The sequence below is a fragment of the Paraburkholderia sp. EG287B genome, from assembly GCF_040965595.1.
Lineage (GTDB): Bacteria > Pseudomonadota > Gammaproteobacteria > Burkholderiales > Burkholderiaceae > Paraburkholderia.
Window position 1 is genome coordinate 327,603 of sequence record NZ_JBFRCG010000007.1, and the last position, 13,456, is coordinate 341,058.

Genomic DNA, 13,456 nt, shown 5'->3' on the forward strand with positions numbered 1-13,456 from the left:
GGCGAGCGGTTTAGCGCTGAAATCGCACGGTAATGATTCGCACAGTTAATGCGACCAGAAATGTCGCACCTAGAACGAAGCCGACATGGTGACGCGCTGGAAGCGACATCGGACTGGTGCTGTCGCAGGAGGGCAAGATAACGTCGTTTTTCGAATGATTTTCCGGCGCCGGGCCAGTCAGATTTGATTCACCAACCGGTCTCGCAATTGTCGCCGCAGCACTTTTCCAACCGGCGTTTTCGGCAGATCGCTCACGAAGACCACCTGCCTCGGCACCTTATAGGCGGTGAGGCTCGTGCGCGCGAACTCGATCACGTCCGACTCGGTCAGCCCTGCTTCCTTTTTCACCACGAAGGCGACCGGCGTTTCGCCAGACTGCGAATCGACCACGCCGACGACCGCGACCTCCAGAATGCCGGGATGCCGGAAGAGCACGCCTTCCACCTCGTTTGGATAGACGTTGAAGCCGGAGACCAGAATCATGTCCCGCTTGCGGTCGACAATTTTGATGATGCCGCGCTCGTCCATGATCCCGATATCGCCGGTCGCGAAGAATCCATCGGTGCCGATCGCATGCGCCGTTTCCTCGGGCCGGTTGAAGTAGCCTTGCATGACGACGGGCCCCGCAACGAAGATTTCGCCCGGCATGCCGGCGCGCACGGCCGCGCCGTTTTCGTCGCGGATTTCAATGCGCACGGAAGGCAGCGGCACGCCGATCGTGCCTTCGAAGGCAGTCTGCGTGACGGGATTGGCCGTCACCGCGCCGGCGGCTTCCGAAAGCCCATAGGCCTCCACCACCGGCGTGCCGGTGAGTTTCTGCCAGCGTTCCGCAACGGCCGGCTGGGTCGCGGTACCGCCTCCGAAGGTGCTGCGCAGCGCGGAGAAGTCGAGCGCGCCAAAGGCCTCGTTGTTCATCAGCGCGGTAAACAGCGTGTTGAGGCCGCCAAACACGGTTGGCCGGTGCGTGGCGAAGTCCTTCACGAGGGAGGGAATATCGCGTGGGTTCATCACCAGCACGCAGCGGGTGCCCAGATGAAACGAGACGAGGCACTGGCACACGAGGGCCGCCACGTGGTACAGGGGCAGCGCGACGAGCGTGATCTCGCCGCTCGTCCGGAACACGGGCTTGACCCACGCGGCGAATATCAGCACGTCCGCGACGACGTTGCCATGGGTTAACACGGCCCCTTTGGGGTCGCCGGTCGTGCCGCCGGTGTATTGCAAAAATGCCCTTGTCTCGCGGTTCAGCGCCGTCCTCGTGAAGTCCGCCGCCGGGCGCGCGGTCATCGCGGTCCGGAAGGCGATCGCACCGGCAATCGTCCAGTCCGGGACGAGCTTTTTCTTCTTTCGTACGATGTAGTCGACAAGGATGGATTTCGGGAAGCTTTGCATCTCCGCCACGCGCGCGACGATCACGTGCTCGATGGCGACATGGGCGAGTGCCCGCTCGAGGGTGGCGGCGGAGACCTCCATCACCACGATCGCCCGCGCACCGGAATCCTTGATCAGATTCGCCAGTTCCGGCGCGGTGTAGAGCGGGTTGACGTTGACCACGGTGAGCCCGGCCCGCAGCGCGGCAAACATCGCGATGGGCTGTTGCAGGGAGTTCGGCAACATCAGCGCGATGCGCTCGCCGGGTTTCAGCTGCAGGTCTTTCTGGAAATAGGCGGCGAGGCGCGCCGAGTACTCGTCCAGCTCGCGATAGCTGAGATTCACGCCGAACTGATGAAAGGCGATCCGGTCGCCGAAGCGCGCGACGGCCTGTTCCAGCAGGGCGGACATCGAGGGGTAGTCGTCGAGGGCGACGTCCGCCGCGACGCCAGCGGGATATTGCGAAAGCCAGGGCAAGTTTGACATTTCGTCCTCCGCGGGGCGACTGCTTAGGCGTTCGCTGCTTCTAATTTTGGACTCCTAGCGTATTCTCGCTACGGCTTCCCAAGTGTGCTGTAGCGCACGTACGCGCACGATCGGATACGCATTCCTGCACGGCGGGATATGGCTATTCGACGGGAGCCGGCTGAACGTTGATTTCCAGCGGTTCGCCAGGCATTTGCGACGCGGGCGCGGCGTCTTCTTCCGGCGTCGGCTGGGCGGTCTGAACGGCGGGCGGCGGGACGCCCTTGCCCACAACGGGCGCCTCGGAAACGGGCGCAGGCGCTCTGGGCTGCGTGCTATGGGCGGCGGTCATGCCCGTGCCGACGTTCGAGCCCGTGCTGTTCGCGCTTTTGAGGAGACCGTGCGAGTCGAACAGGAACACGGCCGCCGACGAGTGTGTGTCGGAGCCGGCGACCAGCGAACCGATGAACGGGATATAGCTTTCCGGGTGCGGACGCGATGTCACGTAGGTGTAGACGAGCAGCGTCGAGCCGTCGTCGAGCGCGGTCTCGACCGACGCCGGGCCGAGCGCCACGATCACGTCCTGCAGCGTCGTGACGCCGTGCCTGAAGTTTGCCATCTGTTCGGGCCTGACTTCGACGCCGGCCGTCACGCAGCCGGCGAGTAGTGCGCCGCACAGCAGCCCAGTGACCACTTCGCGCTTCATGTCGCCTCGCCCCCTGACAGGAATTCTAGGACGAACTCGCGTGGCCGGCTGACGTAAAGAGCGCCTGCCTTTCGTCGCCGTACGACTCCAGGAGGTCGTCGTCGTGACCGGTGAACTGATCGAGGCCTGCACGTCGATACCGTACGGTGCGTCGACATGGATACGCCCGCCGATTACCTGAGCGCCATTGCGCGGGTGGAGGGCCGCACGGCACGCGTCGATCCTTGATATCCCGGCTCACGCGCAAAACGACCGATGTGGTTGAAGCATTGCGGCGCTGCATTCACAATGAGCGCCGGGCGCTTTCCCATCGCGTGAGACGAGGTCGACTCCATGATGAACGGGCTGCAAGAGAAGTTCGCGTACGTCAACGGCATCCGCATGCACTACGTCGAAAAAGGCACGGGTCCGCTCGTGCTGCTCTGCCACGGCTGGCCGGAGTCGTGGTACGTGTGGCGCTGGCAGATCGACGCGCTGGCGGCCGCGGGCTATCGCGCGGTTGCGCCGGACCAGCGCGGATACGGGTTCACCGATGCCCCGGAAGCCGTCGAGGCTTACGATATCCTGAACCTGGTCGGCGACCTGGTCGGCCTCGTCAAGGCGCTCGGCGAAGAGCGGGCGATCCTGATCGGCCATGACTGGGGGGCCGCCGTCGCCGCTTACGCCGCGCTGTTGCGCCCCGACCTGTTTCCCGTTCTCGGCCTGCTGAGCGTGCCTTACATGCCTCGGCGTCCGGTGCGTCCATCGGTGCGCCTTGCGCAGATCACGCAGGAGTGTCACTTCTATCAGGACTATTTTCAGTTGCCGGGACGCGTCGAGCGTGAACTGGACGACGATGTCCGCCGCTCGATGCTTGGCATTCTCTACACGGCGTCGGGCGACCCGGTGGTGAAAGGGCAGCCGGCCAATTTCGCGATCTTTCCCAAATCGACTCGATTCGTGGACAACCTCACGATACCCGACGAGCTTCCGCCGTGGTTGACCGAAACGGACCTGCAATATTTCGTCGCTCAGTTCGAGCGGAGCGGGTTTCGCGGGCCCATCAACTGGTATCGGAATATTGACCGGAACTGGGCGCTGACCAGCTTCCTCGACGGCGCCCGGATCATGCAGCCGACGCTCTTTCTCGCGGGAGAACTGGATGGCGTCGTGAAAATGGCCGCGAAGGATTACGACGCGCTCGAGAGCAACGTGCCCAACCTCTGGAAGAAGCAGCTGATTGCGAAGGCGGGGCACTGGGTGCAGCAAGAGCGTCCGGACGAGGTGAACGCGTTCATCCTGAACTTCCTCGCCGGATCGGCTCACGCGCTGGCCGGCGGCGCAGCCGAAAGCCAGCCGTAAGCACCGGCTGGCGAGTTCCGGTAAGGCGAGGCGGAACAGCCTTGCGCGTCAGTGTGTGGCAACGCTGACGGCGACGATTTCGTATCCGGGGTCGGCGTGCACGGACGCCGCCTTTTCGGCTTCCTCGTAGGAGACGAAGGACTTGGCTCCGCCAATCTCCGGCGCCATGCCGATATCGCCGTCCTCTGCGCAGCAGAGGTACTGCTCGCCAGTCTTCACCACGTAGACAGTCGTCATGATTCCCTCCATGGTTCGCGGGGGAACTTCCAGTCTAGCAGGTCGAAACCGTGCCCGAAGCCGGGTCGATTGCCTCTACGCTATCGGCTGGAACCTTCGATTCTATTCGCTTCACGACGGACGGCAACCCTTCCGTTGTTTCGATCCCAACACCGGCCTTCGTCTCCGGCAGATTTGTTCCGGATGTGCAACGATAGGCGTGCAACTCGCAGCTGTCTGACGAGCTGGACAATCCAACGGGGAGGGTAGATGAGAGAGAACGCCGAGACGCTATTCGTCGCTTCCGAAGACATTGCAACCGCGTTGAACCTGCTGGAGAGCATCGAGGTCGAGGTCGGCTTCGACAGCGACGATCCGGAGAGTATCGAGCAGGCGATTCTCGCCGTCGAGGAGGCGATCGATACTCGCCTGAAGGGCCATCGCGGCGACGCACGGGTCGAATCCGCGATCCTTCGCGTCAAGTTCGACTTCCGCTGCGCGATCATCGAACAGGCCGCGTCCGACGATGCCGATGCCGACACCATCGGCAGCGTCCAAACCCTGCATTGAAACTTTCGGGGAATCCGGCGCCAGCTTGATTCCAACGGATGAATGGCACCGCGCTCGGCGCGCCGCCATTCATCCGGCAACGGACTTTACACGTTGTTACCCGCGCGCAGCGGACGTCCGGGCGGGCTTTGCTTATACTGCCGCGCAATCGCCACTCCTCCTCATGCTTGTCGTGCCCGCAGCGGCGGCAACGCGAACCCACCGTGACGTTCATGCTCTCTATCAAGTCCGCCCTCACCGCCGCGCTTGTCGCGGCAGCCAGTCTGTCGTTGTCCGCATGCGTTGCCCCAGGCTACTCGCCGAACGGCGCGCAGCAAGGCTACCAGGGCCAATATGCGGCGCCTGCGTATAGCCAGCCCGCTTACGCACAACCGGGCACCGTGCAGCAGCCCGCCTATGCGCCTCCGCCCGCGCCGCAACAGCCGTATGACACGCAAGGCAACGGTCAGCACGGTGCGCAGTACAACTCGCAATACGGCAATCAATATGGCGCGCAGTACGGCACGATCTCGAGCATCCGGCCGTTGAGCAACGCCACCGGTGCTTCGGGCATTGCCGGAACCGTGGTCGGCGCGCTGGTTGGCGGCGTGCTCGGCAACCAGGTCGGCGGCGGCCACGGCCGCGACGCCGCGACCGTCATCGGCGCGCTCGGCGGAGCCTATGCCGGCAACCGGATCGGCCAGCAGATGGGCCAGCCCGCAGGATTCCAGATCGACGTGCAGCTGAGCGACGGCTCGACACGCGCGTTCAACGTGCCGACGCCCGGCGACCTGCGCCCAGGCGACCGCGTGCAGGTCAACGGCAGCCAGTTGGCGCGCTACTGATTTCGCCGGCTGTCGGTGGCGCTGCCTTGCACATGTGTCACTGGGCCCTTGATGCGGTTTGCCAGTCGATCGGACAGGTGACGCCCGCGCGCTGCGCGGGCTCTACGCGCACTACTGCGCAGTCTGCTGACGCTGATATTCGTTGTGCTTCATTTGCATGTAATCGGCGCGGCTGACCTCGTGCAGTTGCCGCGGATACTGCTCGGTCGCGTCGAACCACTCGGCGAGGCGTTTGTCGAGGCGGGCGGCGGGCGGGCTGGAAAGCGCATCGAGATACGCCTCGATGGCGAGGTAGTAGCGCATGGTGTTGCGTTCGACCAGACCGCGCACGCCGCCGATGTATCGCGTCTCGTTCGTCGACGGATCGCGGGTCGTGGAAAAGCCGACTTTGTCGCTGCCTATCGTCGCCAGATAGGCTTTCATGGCGAGCCGTCCCGCCGTGCCGTAACCGTAGGCGTAAGTCAGATGAATAAAGGTGCGATCGTCGCCCACGGGGATGGCCTCCAGCACGATCCGGTAGTCTTTCGTGCTCAGCGGGCCGGTGGCGGCGGTAAGCTCCACGCGAAAATAATCAGGGCTACTCACGGCCTGCTGCCAGGCGAATTGCACGCGGTAGGATGAGGACAGCGATTCCTCGGTTTTCTTGCCGATATTCACCGCGAGCACCGTACCGCTCGCGCTGGTCGAGGCATGGCAGTACTTGATGTTCAAGTGCAGGATCAGCACGTCGCACCAGTTCGCGGGCCCTTCAGTCGGGTGGTTGAGCGTGTCGTTGACCGTCGCGAAAGGGAAGTTGACCACGCCGTAAATATCGCCTTTGAGTGCCGATGGCAGTTCCTGCGATTCGAGGTACAGCGGGCGCTGGAACTGGTTTTGCGCGAGTTGCTGCGTGAGACTCTGGTACTTTTCGCGCAGGCTCGTCGCCCTGGCGTCCGCTTGCGCGAAAGCGCCCTGGCCCAGCAAACAGAGCGCCGCGGTCATCACGGCCATCCACCACTGGCGCGTGCGCCGGAGGCCTGATGCGAATTGGGCAAGCGTACTCATGGCCTTCCTCCCGTGTTGACTCCGTGTGCACTGCATCGATCCGACTACCCATTTGGGTGGTGTGCGCCGCCTGTCCTTCTGTCATTGTGAACCCACGAATGGTGAACCCACATTGGCAGGAGACTTGAAATGGAAACGACATCCTCGAGCGCAAATCCTTTAGTGATTTTCTCGGACGGTCTGGCCGACATTGTCGCGCGAGTCGGGCAGAGCGTCGTGGCAATTCACGGCCGGCATCGCATGCCGTCGAGTGGGGTAATCTGGCGCCATGGCGTCGTCGTGACGGCTGCCCACACGATCCGGCGCGAGGAGGGGATCAAGATCACCCTGACCGACGGTCGTACGGTCGCCGCGATCCTCGCAGGCCTCGATCCGGGCACCGACCTCGCCGTGCTGAAACTGGACGGCGTGGACCTCGACCCAGTCGAGTCCGGCGATGCGGGCTCACTGAAGCCGGGTCATCTGGCGCTCGCGGTCGCGCGCACCGACGAACTCGGCGTCAGCGCCGATTTTGGCGTGATCGGCGGCACGGGCGGTGCCTGGCGCACGTGGCGAGGCGGCCAGCTCGACGCGTTCGTGCGGCTCGACGGCGGTCTGCGCCCGGGATTCTCGGGCGCGGCGCTCGCCGACATGCGCGGCCAGGTCGTGGGCATCTGCACGTCGGGGCTGATGCGCGGCGCCGGCATGGTGATTCCCGCGACGACGGTGGAGCGCGTCGCCGACGAGCTGCTGGTCAAGGGGCGCGTCTCGCGCGGCTATCTTGGCGTCGGCACACAGCAGGTCAGCCTGCCGAACGCATGGGTGGACAAAATGAACCTGTCGTTCAATAGCGGATTACTGATCAGTTCGCTTGCGCCGGGCGGTCCCGCTGAACAGGCCGGTGTGCTCATCGGCGATGTGCTGATCGAACTGGCCGGCCAACCTTGCCGCGACATGGGCGACCTGCACGCCGCGCTGGGCTCGACGGGCATCGGGCAGCCGTTGCCCGTCACGTTGATCCGGGGCGGCGAGCGCCACGCGTGCACGGTCACCGTGGGCGAACGGCCCCAACGACACGCATGCAGGTGAAGTCCGGGACGTGGCGAAATGGCGGATGGAACGATGGAAGACATGGGGCCGGTGCGGGTCGCGGTCATTGCGGCGTCATCGCAGCTGCGCGCGAGCCTGCAGACGATCGTCGAGTCGGACCCGGCACTCGCGTTCCTCGGTAGCGCCGCCGACACCGAAACGCTCGCCGCTTACCTCGCCGGTTCGGTGCCGGATGTCGTCGTAGCCGACATCGAGCCTCAGGCGAGCGACGCGCTCAAGACGCTGTTCGACCCAGGCCACGCACCCGCGGCGCTGGTCCTGTTGCTCGACGACCCGGATAGCGACGCGTTCCTCGACGAACTGCCCGCCTATGCGACGGCGATCCTGTCGCGCGACGTGACGCCCGCCGAAATCGTCGCGGCCATCGAAGCCGCTGCCGCTGGCCTGTGCGTGCTGTCGCCCGATATCCTCGCAAGGCTGCTGGCCGGACGAAAACCGTTGCGCCAGCCGGCATCCGGCGGACCGTTCGAGGCCTTGTCGCTACGGGAGATCGAAGTGCTGGCGATGCTCGCCGACGGGCTCGGCAACAAGGAGATCGCCCGGCAACTCGACATCTCGGACAACACGGTGAAATCCCACCTCTCGTCCATCTTCGGCAAACTCGGCGCGACCAATCGAACCGAAGCGGTGATGCTCGGCATGCGGCACGGATACATCATGGTGTAAGCAGGCCACGACCGCCCCGCGATAAAGGCGGCACGGACAGCGCTCAAGAAACCTTCAGGCTTGCCGATAACACACGGATAGGGCGTTATTCGGCAGCGGCGCAGCCCCTGACTTACGGCGAGAAAGATTCCATGCAGATTCAACCCATTACCGCGACGACGAGTACGACGACTGCCTACGGCGGCGGCACGCAGGCTTCGACGGGCGGCGCAGGCAACGGCGCTTCCTCGGGCGCGGCATCGTCGAATTCAAACGACAGCAACACGACGAGTTCGTCGACGAGCGCGTCGAGCGGCGGCACCACCTCGGCTTCGACTTCGACTTCGACGCAAAGCACTTCGGCCTCTTCGAAAGCGGGCGGTGGCGGTGGTGGCGGCGCGGCATCCTCCAGCAGTTCGTCATCGAGCGAAGTCGAGGAATTGAACGCGCTCATCGCGTCGCTTCAGGCCCAGCTCGCGCAGGTGTCGTCGCAGACCTCCAGCGCCGCGGCGCAAGGCTCGAACTCGGGCGAGATCAGCCAGATCAAGGCGCAGATCCAGAATGCGCAGAGCGCGTTGAGCTCGGCGTCGCAATCGGACACGAGCCAGGTCAGCCAGATCGCGTCGCAACTGGCGAGCGTGCAGACTTCGCTGGCGCAGTTGATGGTCGCGAGCGGCAAGACCACGGGGCTGGTTTCCACGACGGCGTGAGCGGAGCGGGGCGGGGCCGATTCGATCGGCCTGTCGATGATCGAGCGCAACGGCGGCTGCGCTTGCTACTATCGTCGGCGCCAATAACGGAGCCGACTGTGACCCACCCCACTCTCCACCTCTACGCCGACGCCCAGTACGCCAGTCCCTATGCGATGTCCGTCTTCGTCGCGCTGCACGAGAAGGCGCTCGCGTTCGAGCTTTCGACCGTCGATCTCGGCAAGAGCGAAAACCAGCAGCCGGAATTCGCGGCGATCTCGCTCACGCGGCGCGTGCCGACCCTGATCCACGACGGCTTCGCGCTCTCGGAGTCCTCGGCGATCACGGAGTATCTGGACGAAGCCTTCCCCGGCGTGGCGCTCTATCCGGCGGATCGCCAGCAGCGCGCCCGCGCGCGCCAGGTGCAGGCGTGGCTGCGCAGCGATCTCATGCCGATTCGCCAGGAGCGCTCGACCGAAGTCGTGTTTTACGGCCCGACCCCGGTGCCGCTTTCCGGCGCGGCGCAACTCGCGGCAGAGAAGCTCTTTGCGATGGCCGAAGCGCTGCTCGCGCAAGGCGAAAAGCATCTTTTCGGCGAGTGGTCCATCGCCGACGTGGACCTGGCGCTGATGCTGAACCGTGTGGTGCTGAACGGCGATCCGGTGCCGCATCGGCTGGCGCATTACGCCCTGGCTCAGTGGCAGAGGCCTTCCGTGCAGCGCTGGCTCACGCTCGAGCGGCCGCCGCTCTGAGGCTGCGTCGTCGCGGCCGCATCTGTGAATGTAAGCGCCCGCCTTCGAGAATCAACTCGTCGACTTCAGGCGGCGTGCCAGGTCGGCGACGCGTTGCCCGAGATGCGCTGCCGTTTGCAGGTCGCTCGCAATCGGTGAGATCTCGGGCGAGACGTCGTCGGACTGTGCCATGGCGCCGAGCCAGCCGCCCAGGCGGTTCATGTCGTTTTCTCCGCGGCCCGGGAGCATATCGACACCGACCCAGATCATTCCGTGCTGGGCAGCGAACATTGCCAAAGCAATCAGCGTGTTCAGCTTGTCGCCGCTTTGTGCGCCGGAGTTCGTGAAGCCTGCGGAGATTTTGTTGCGCCAGGCCATCGGCAACCATGCGGGACGGGTGCTTTCTTCCATGAACTTCTTGAGTCGTGAGCTCAGGGTCCCGTTGTACGTTGGCGACCCGAAAATGATGGCATCACTCGCTGCCAAAACGTCCCAGGGAGCAGCGCCGTCCGCCACGGCGATGAGGTTTGCTTCAGCCCCCGGCACGCGCTGGACGCCCTGTGCCACTGCCTCAGCTTGCTTTGCGGTGTGGCCATATCCGCTGTCATAGACGATGGAGATCATCATGGTCGTGCCATTCCTTTAGTTTGTCGGTCCGGAAAATTGTGGCCGTTCGCACGCGTAGCCGGAAGTTGGGGCGGGGTTGAACTTCCCTAAACTTAAGGTTGATAATGTCCCGACCTTTTTCCGGTAGCGGAGTCGATGGATTCGTCCCAGCGAGTGCGTGCAATACTGTCCTTCGTTCATGCTGCAGACGCGGGGAGCTTCTCCGCCGCAGGACGAAATCTCGGCATTACGTCTGCAGCAGTCAGCAAGAACGTCGCAAGTCTTGAGAAAGCACTGGGCGTACGACTGATGAATCGTACGACGCGTGTTCTCCAGCTTACCGATGAGGGCGATGCCTTCTTGCACCAGGCCCGTGTCGCTCTCGATGCGCTCGATGTCGCTGTCGACGCCGTTGCGGTGCGACGCGAGGGGCCAAGCGGGAGGATTCGCATCTCGACAAGTTCGGCGTTCGGCCGGGATCACCTCATGCCCGCGTTGCCTGGCCTGGTAGCGCTTTATCCGGAGTTGTCGGTGGAAGTCGATTTCGACGACCGGGTTGTCGACTTCGTTCGAGACGGCTATGACATTGCTATTCGGGGTGGGGCCATTCCGAATTCAAATCTCGTATCCAAGCCGGTATTCCGAATGAGCCTGGCTCTGGTGGCCTCACCGGAATACCTTGCGCGTAGAGGCGTGCCCGGTTCGTCCGAGGACCTGATGAAGCATAAGCTCATTGCGCGGCGCTTTCTGGGCGGCAAGATGTCGACTTGGGGATTTCGCGGAGACGATGGCAGCGTTATTTCGCTGGACCCGTCAGCATCTGCCGTCTTGACCCTGTCGGCTCCCGAGGCGGTACTCCAGGCGGCGCTTGCGGGGGTAGGCATTGGGCAGGTGGGTTTGCATCTCGCATGGAAACATTTGCAGTCAGGGGCGTTGAAGCTGGTCTTGCACGAAGTCCATCACACCGGCTCGTACGAGATGGTGATGCAATATCCGCACAGGGCATTGATCGCGCCTCGCGTCCGGGCAACGCTCGATTACCTGTCTGACGCATTCGCCGCCGACCCCGCCTTGCATCTCCCCGTCGAGTCGTTGGATGCGTTTGCGGCGTCAAGGCAAGTTTCAACCTGAGGTTGAAACACCAACGACCTGAACGCCCGATTGCCTGCCGGTCTCATCGCAGATAATGGAATCCCGGTCCATGCCCACAAGCGCGCCGTCCATGCTTCCAGTGCAAGGCCCTGATTTGATTGCAAGCGGCTGAGTCGCGTTTTTCGGCGAGGACCTTTTCACGGTCCAGGAAGAGAATCATGGCAGCTAGTGTTTCGTTTGATGATGTCACTGCAGTTGCGCCTGCACTCAGCGCTCATACGCGCTCTCGTATCGTTGAGGACCTCTGGAAACGCCCCGGACTTTCGCCACGCGATCGTAGCCTTGTCACACTAGCTGCGTTGATTGCGCGCAGCCAGACGGTAGGCTACCCGCACTACGTCGAATTGGCTCTTGAGAATGGCGTTACACCGCGCGAACTCTCAGAACTCGTCACGCATCTGGCGTACTACGCGGGCTGGCCGAATGCGCTCTCCGTAGTCCCAGTGATCCGTGAGTGTTTCCTGCGGCACGGCGTCGACACTGCGGCCGTCCCGCTGGCAGATCCCAAACTCTTGCCGCTTGATGAAGTCGGCGAGTCACAGCGTGCCGAGCGGGTGTCCGAGCTTTTTGGCGATCTTTTTCCAGGCGTGGTGCAGTACACCACCGACGCGCTGTTTCGTGATCTCTGGTTGCGCCCGGATCTCGCGCCGCGTGACCGAAGTCTCGTAACGGTCAGCGCGCTGATCGCGCTTGGCCATGTGGCGCAGTTGCCATATCACCTCAACCGCGCAATGGACGCAGGGCTGTCTCAGTTGGAATCTGCCGAAGTCGTGACGCAACTGGCGTTCTACTCGGGTTGGCCTTGTGCATTTGCGGCGATGCCTGTGATTAAAGAGGTGCTGGAAAAGCGGGTGAAGCCGGGTTGATGCTGTGGGAGCAGCGTTGAGCAAACGGGGCCGATGACTTGAGATCTCGATCGACTGACCTCAGCCCGCCTCGACATCCGTGTGATATCGCACCGTCGCGGCGGGTGCTTCGCCGCGCAACGCGTCGACGATGAACGGTTCGCCGCACCCTCAGAAAATCGAGCGGCCGGTGCGCGTCGTCAGCCACTCCAGCGCCAGCGAGCCGACAAGCGAATTCCCAGTCGAGTCGAGGCCCGGCGACCACACGCACACCGCGAATTCGCCGGGCAGCACCGCGATGATCCCGCCGCCCACACCGCTCTTCGCAGGCAAGCCCACGCGGTACACGAAGTCGCCAGCCGCGTCGTAGGTGCCGCAGGTCAGCATCAGCGCAGAAAGGCGCTTGGCCGAGCTCGCGTCGAGCACGGGTTCGCCGCTCGCGGGCGAAACGCCGCCGTTGGCCAGAAAGAGCGCCGCGCGCGCGAGTTCCACGCAGCTCATCGAGATCGCGCACTGGCGGCAATACGCGTCGATCACGGCATCGGCGGGCATCTCCAGATTGCCGAAGCTCGCGATGAAATGCGCCATCGCACGGTTGCGCTCGGCGTGCGCGAGTTCCGACTGCGCAACGCGCAGGTCGTAGCCGATGCCGGGCTCGCCCGCAAGCCGCCGCATGAAATCGACGAGCGCGGTTTCCGCCTGCACGAAGCGGCGGCACAGCACGTCGGTCACGACCAGCGCGCCCGCGTTGATGAACGGGTTGCGCGGCTTGCCCGCCTCGAATTCGAGCTGCACGAGTGAGTTGAATGCCGTGCCCGACGGCTCGCGGCCCACGCGCTGCCAGAGTGCGTCGCCGAGCAGCTGGAACGCGAGTGTGCAGGCAAACAGCTTCGAAATGCTCTGGATGGAAAAGCGCACGTCGGCGTCGCCGGTGCGGTACACCTGGCCGTCCACCGTGACGATGGCCATGCCGAAGTGATCGGCGCGCACCGTGGCGAGTTCAGGGATGTAGTCGGCCACGCGGCCCGTGCCGATATACGGCTGCAGGTCGCGATGGATGGCGTCGAGGATGGGCGTGTAGTCGAACGTGTGAGTCATGGGAGGGAGCCAGGCAATCGCGGCGGAGCGCCCGTCGCGGTCCCGCGATTGTAGCGGCTCGCGC

16 protein-coding genes are annotated in these 13,456 nt (G+C 63.9%); 9 read left to right on the plus strand and 7 right to left on the minus strand.

Annotated elements, in window-relative coordinates:
- Positions 1–177 precede the first annotated feature (177 nt).
- Together AB4Y40_RS14860 and AB4Y40_RS14865 are read right to left on the minus strand one after the other, a co-directional pair.
- Complete coding sequence (locus AB4Y40_RS14860; RefSeq protein WP_368688334.1) at positions 178–1,857, minus strand: AMP-binding protein; 1,680 nt, start codon at positions 1,855–1,857, stop codon at positions 178–180.
- A 142-nt stretch (positions 1,858–1,999) separates the two neighbouring features.
- The gene (locus AB4Y40_RS14865) at positions 2,000–2,542 is read right to left on the minus strand and encodes a hypothetical protein (protein WP_368688335.1); all 543 of its coding nucleotides are present in this window, start codon (positions 2,540–2,542) and stop codon (positions 2,000–2,002) included.
- A gap of 333 nt (positions 2,543–2,875) precedes the next feature.
- On the opposite strand from AB4Y40_RS14865, the gene AB4Y40_RS14870 reads away from it, so the two are divergent.
- Positions 2,876–3,883, plus strand: coding sequence for an alpha/beta fold hydrolase (locus AB4Y40_RS14870; RefSeq protein WP_368688336.1), 1,008 nt, complete (start codon positions 2,876–2,878; stop codon positions 3,881–3,883).
- 48 nt (positions 3,884–3,931) lie between these two features.
- On the opposite strand, the gene AB4Y40_RS14875 is transcribed toward AB4Y40_RS14870, so the two are convergent.
- The gene (locus AB4Y40_RS14875) at positions 3,932–4,120 is read right to left on the minus strand and encodes a hypothetical protein (protein WP_110386691.1); all 189 of its coding nucleotides are present in this window, start codon (positions 4,118–4,120) and stop codon (positions 3,932–3,934) included.
- Between the two features lie 303 nt (positions 4,121–4,423).
- On the opposite strand from AB4Y40_RS14875, the gene AB4Y40_RS14880 reads away from it, so the two are divergent.
- Both AB4Y40_RS14880 and AB4Y40_RS14885 read left to right on the plus strand, forming a co-directional pair.
- Positions 4,424–4,669: a hypothetical protein gene (locus tag AB4Y40_RS14880; RefSeq protein ID WP_368688337.1), complete on the plus strand. Its 246-nt coding sequence runs from the start codon at positions 4,424–4,426 to the stop codon at positions 4,667–4,669.
- A gap of 203 nt (positions 4,670–4,872) precedes the next feature.
- The gene (locus AB4Y40_RS14885) at positions 4,873–5,493 is read left to right on the plus strand and encodes a glycine zipper 2TM domain-containing protein (RefSeq protein ID WP_368688338.1); all 621 of its coding nucleotides are present in this window, start codon (positions 4,873–4,875) and stop codon (positions 5,491–5,493) included.
- A 111-nt stretch (positions 5,494–5,604) separates the two neighbouring features.
- Here AB4Y40_RS14885 and AB4Y40_RS14890 read toward each other — a convergent pair whose 3' ends face one another.
- Complete coding sequence (locus AB4Y40_RS14890) at positions 5,605–6,537, minus strand: hypothetical protein (RefSeq protein WP_368688339.1); 933 nt, start codon at positions 6,535–6,537, stop codon at positions 5,605–5,607.
- A gap of 162 nt (positions 6,538–6,699) precedes the next feature.
- Between AB4Y40_RS14890 and AB4Y40_RS14895 the strand changes: the two genes are divergently transcribed.
- Entirely contained in the window at positions 6,700–7,605 is a 906-nt protein-coding gene (locus AB4Y40_RS14895) for a S1C family serine protease (protein WP_368688422.1), read from the plus strand.
- 18 nt (positions 7,606–7,623) lie between these two features.
- On the plus strand, positions 7,624–8,292 hold the full coding sequence (locus AB4Y40_RS14900) for a response regulator transcription factor (RefSeq protein ID WP_368688340.1): 669 nt from the start codon (positions 7,624–7,626) through the stop codon (positions 8,290–8,292).
- A 175-nt stretch (positions 8,293–8,467) separates the two neighbouring features.
- On the opposite strand, the gene AB4Y40_RS14905 is transcribed toward AB4Y40_RS14900, so the two are convergent.
- Positions 8,468–8,725: a hypothetical protein gene (locus AB4Y40_RS14905; protein WP_368688341.1), complete on the minus strand. Its 258-nt coding sequence runs from the start codon at positions 8,723–8,725 to the stop codon at positions 8,468–8,470.
- Between AB4Y40_RS14905 and AB4Y40_RS14910 the strand changes: the two genes are divergently transcribed.
- Both AB4Y40_RS14910 and yfcF read left to right on the plus strand, forming a co-directional pair.
- Entirely contained in the window at positions 8,712–8,981 is a 270-nt protein-coding gene (locus tag AB4Y40_RS14910) for a hypothetical protein (RefSeq protein WP_324159220.1), read from the plus strand. The two genes, AB4Y40_RS14905 and AB4Y40_RS14910, sit on opposite strands and share 14 nt — an antisense overlap.
- Before the next feature lie 98 nt (positions 8,982–9,079).
- A complete protein-coding gene (yfcF, locus tag AB4Y40_RS14915; protein ID WP_368688342.1) occupies positions 9,080–9,712 on the plus strand; it encodes a glutathione transferase in 633 nt (210 codons plus the stop codon).
- 51 nt (positions 9,713–9,763) lie between these two features.
- On the opposite strand, the gene AB4Y40_RS14920 is transcribed toward yfcF, so the two are convergent.
- Positions 9,764–10,318, minus strand: coding sequence for a flavodoxin family protein (locus AB4Y40_RS14920; RefSeq protein WP_368688343.1), 555 nt, complete (start codon positions 10,316–10,318; stop codon positions 9,764–9,766).
- A gap of 135 nt (positions 10,319–10,453) precedes the next feature.
- Here AB4Y40_RS14920 and AB4Y40_RS14925 point away from each other — a divergent pair, with 135 nt between their 5' ends.
- Positions 10,454–11,428 carry a LysR family transcriptional regulator gene (locus AB4Y40_RS14925; RefSeq protein ID WP_368688344.1) on the plus strand — a complete coding sequence of 325 codons (975 nt, stop codon included), beginning with the start codon at positions 10,454–10,456 and terminating at the stop codon, positions 11,426–11,428.
- Between the two features lie 179 nt (positions 11,429–11,607).
- The gene (locus tag AB4Y40_RS14930) at positions 11,608–12,315 is read left to right on the plus strand and encodes a carboxymuconolactone decarboxylase family protein (RefSeq protein ID WP_368688345.1); all 708 of its coding nucleotides are present in this window, start codon (positions 11,608–11,610) and stop codon (positions 12,313–12,315) included.
- Positions 12,316–12,465: 150 nt separating this feature from the next.
- On the opposite strand, the gene AB4Y40_RS14935 is transcribed toward AB4Y40_RS14930, so the two are convergent.
- Positions 12,466–13,392 carry a glutaminase gene (locus tag AB4Y40_RS14935; RefSeq protein ID WP_368688346.1) on the minus strand — a complete coding sequence of 309 codons (927 nt, stop codon included), beginning with the start codon at positions 13,390–13,392 and terminating at the stop codon, positions 12,466–12,468.
- Positions 13,393–13,456: the final 64 nt, after the last annotated feature.

Coding starts and splice junctions, on each gene's coding strand:
- AB4Y40_RS14900 (WP_368688340.1), top strand. CDS start 7,624: ATGGCGGATGGAACGATGGAAGACATGGGGCCGGTGCGGGTCGCGGTC.
- AB4Y40_RS14935 (WP_368688346.1), bottom strand. CDS start 13,392: ATGACTCACACGTTCGACTACACGCCCATCCTCGACGCCATCCATCGC.
- AB4Y40_RS14925 (WP_368688344.1), top strand. CDS start 10,454: ATGGATTCGTCCCAGCGAGTGCGTGCAATACTGTCCTTCGTTCATGCT.
- AB4Y40_RS14870 (WP_368688336.1), top strand. CDS start 2,876: ATGATGAACGGGCTGCAAGAGAAGTTCGCGTACGTCAACGGCATCCGC.
- AB4Y40_RS14865 (WP_368688335.1), bottom strand. CDS start 2,542: ATGAAGCGCGAAGTGGTCACTGGGCTGCTGTGCGGCGCACTACTCGCC.
- AB4Y40_RS14860 (WP_368688334.1), bottom strand. CDS start 1,857: ATGTCAAACTTGCCCTGGCTTTCGCAATATCCCGCTGGCGTCGCGGCG.
- AB4Y40_RS14920 (WP_368688343.1), bottom strand. CDS start 10,318: ATGATGATCTCCATCGTCTATGACAGCGGATATGGCCACACCGCAAAG.
- AB4Y40_RS14890 (WP_368688339.1), bottom strand. CDS start 6,537: ATGAGTACGCTTGCCCAATTCGCATCAGGCCTCCGGCGCACGCGCCAG.
- AB4Y40_RS14875 (WP_110386691.1), bottom strand. CDS start 4,120: ATGACGACTGTCTACGTGGTGAAGACTGGCGAGCAGTACCTCTGCTGC.
- AB4Y40_RS14905 (WP_368688341.1), bottom strand. CDS start 8,725: ATGAGCGCGTTCAATTCCTCGACTTCGCTCGATGACGAACTGCTGGAG.
- AB4Y40_RS14930 (WP_368688345.1), top strand. CDS start 11,608: ATGGCAGCTAGTGTTTCGTTTGATGATGTCACTGCAGTTGCGCCTGCA.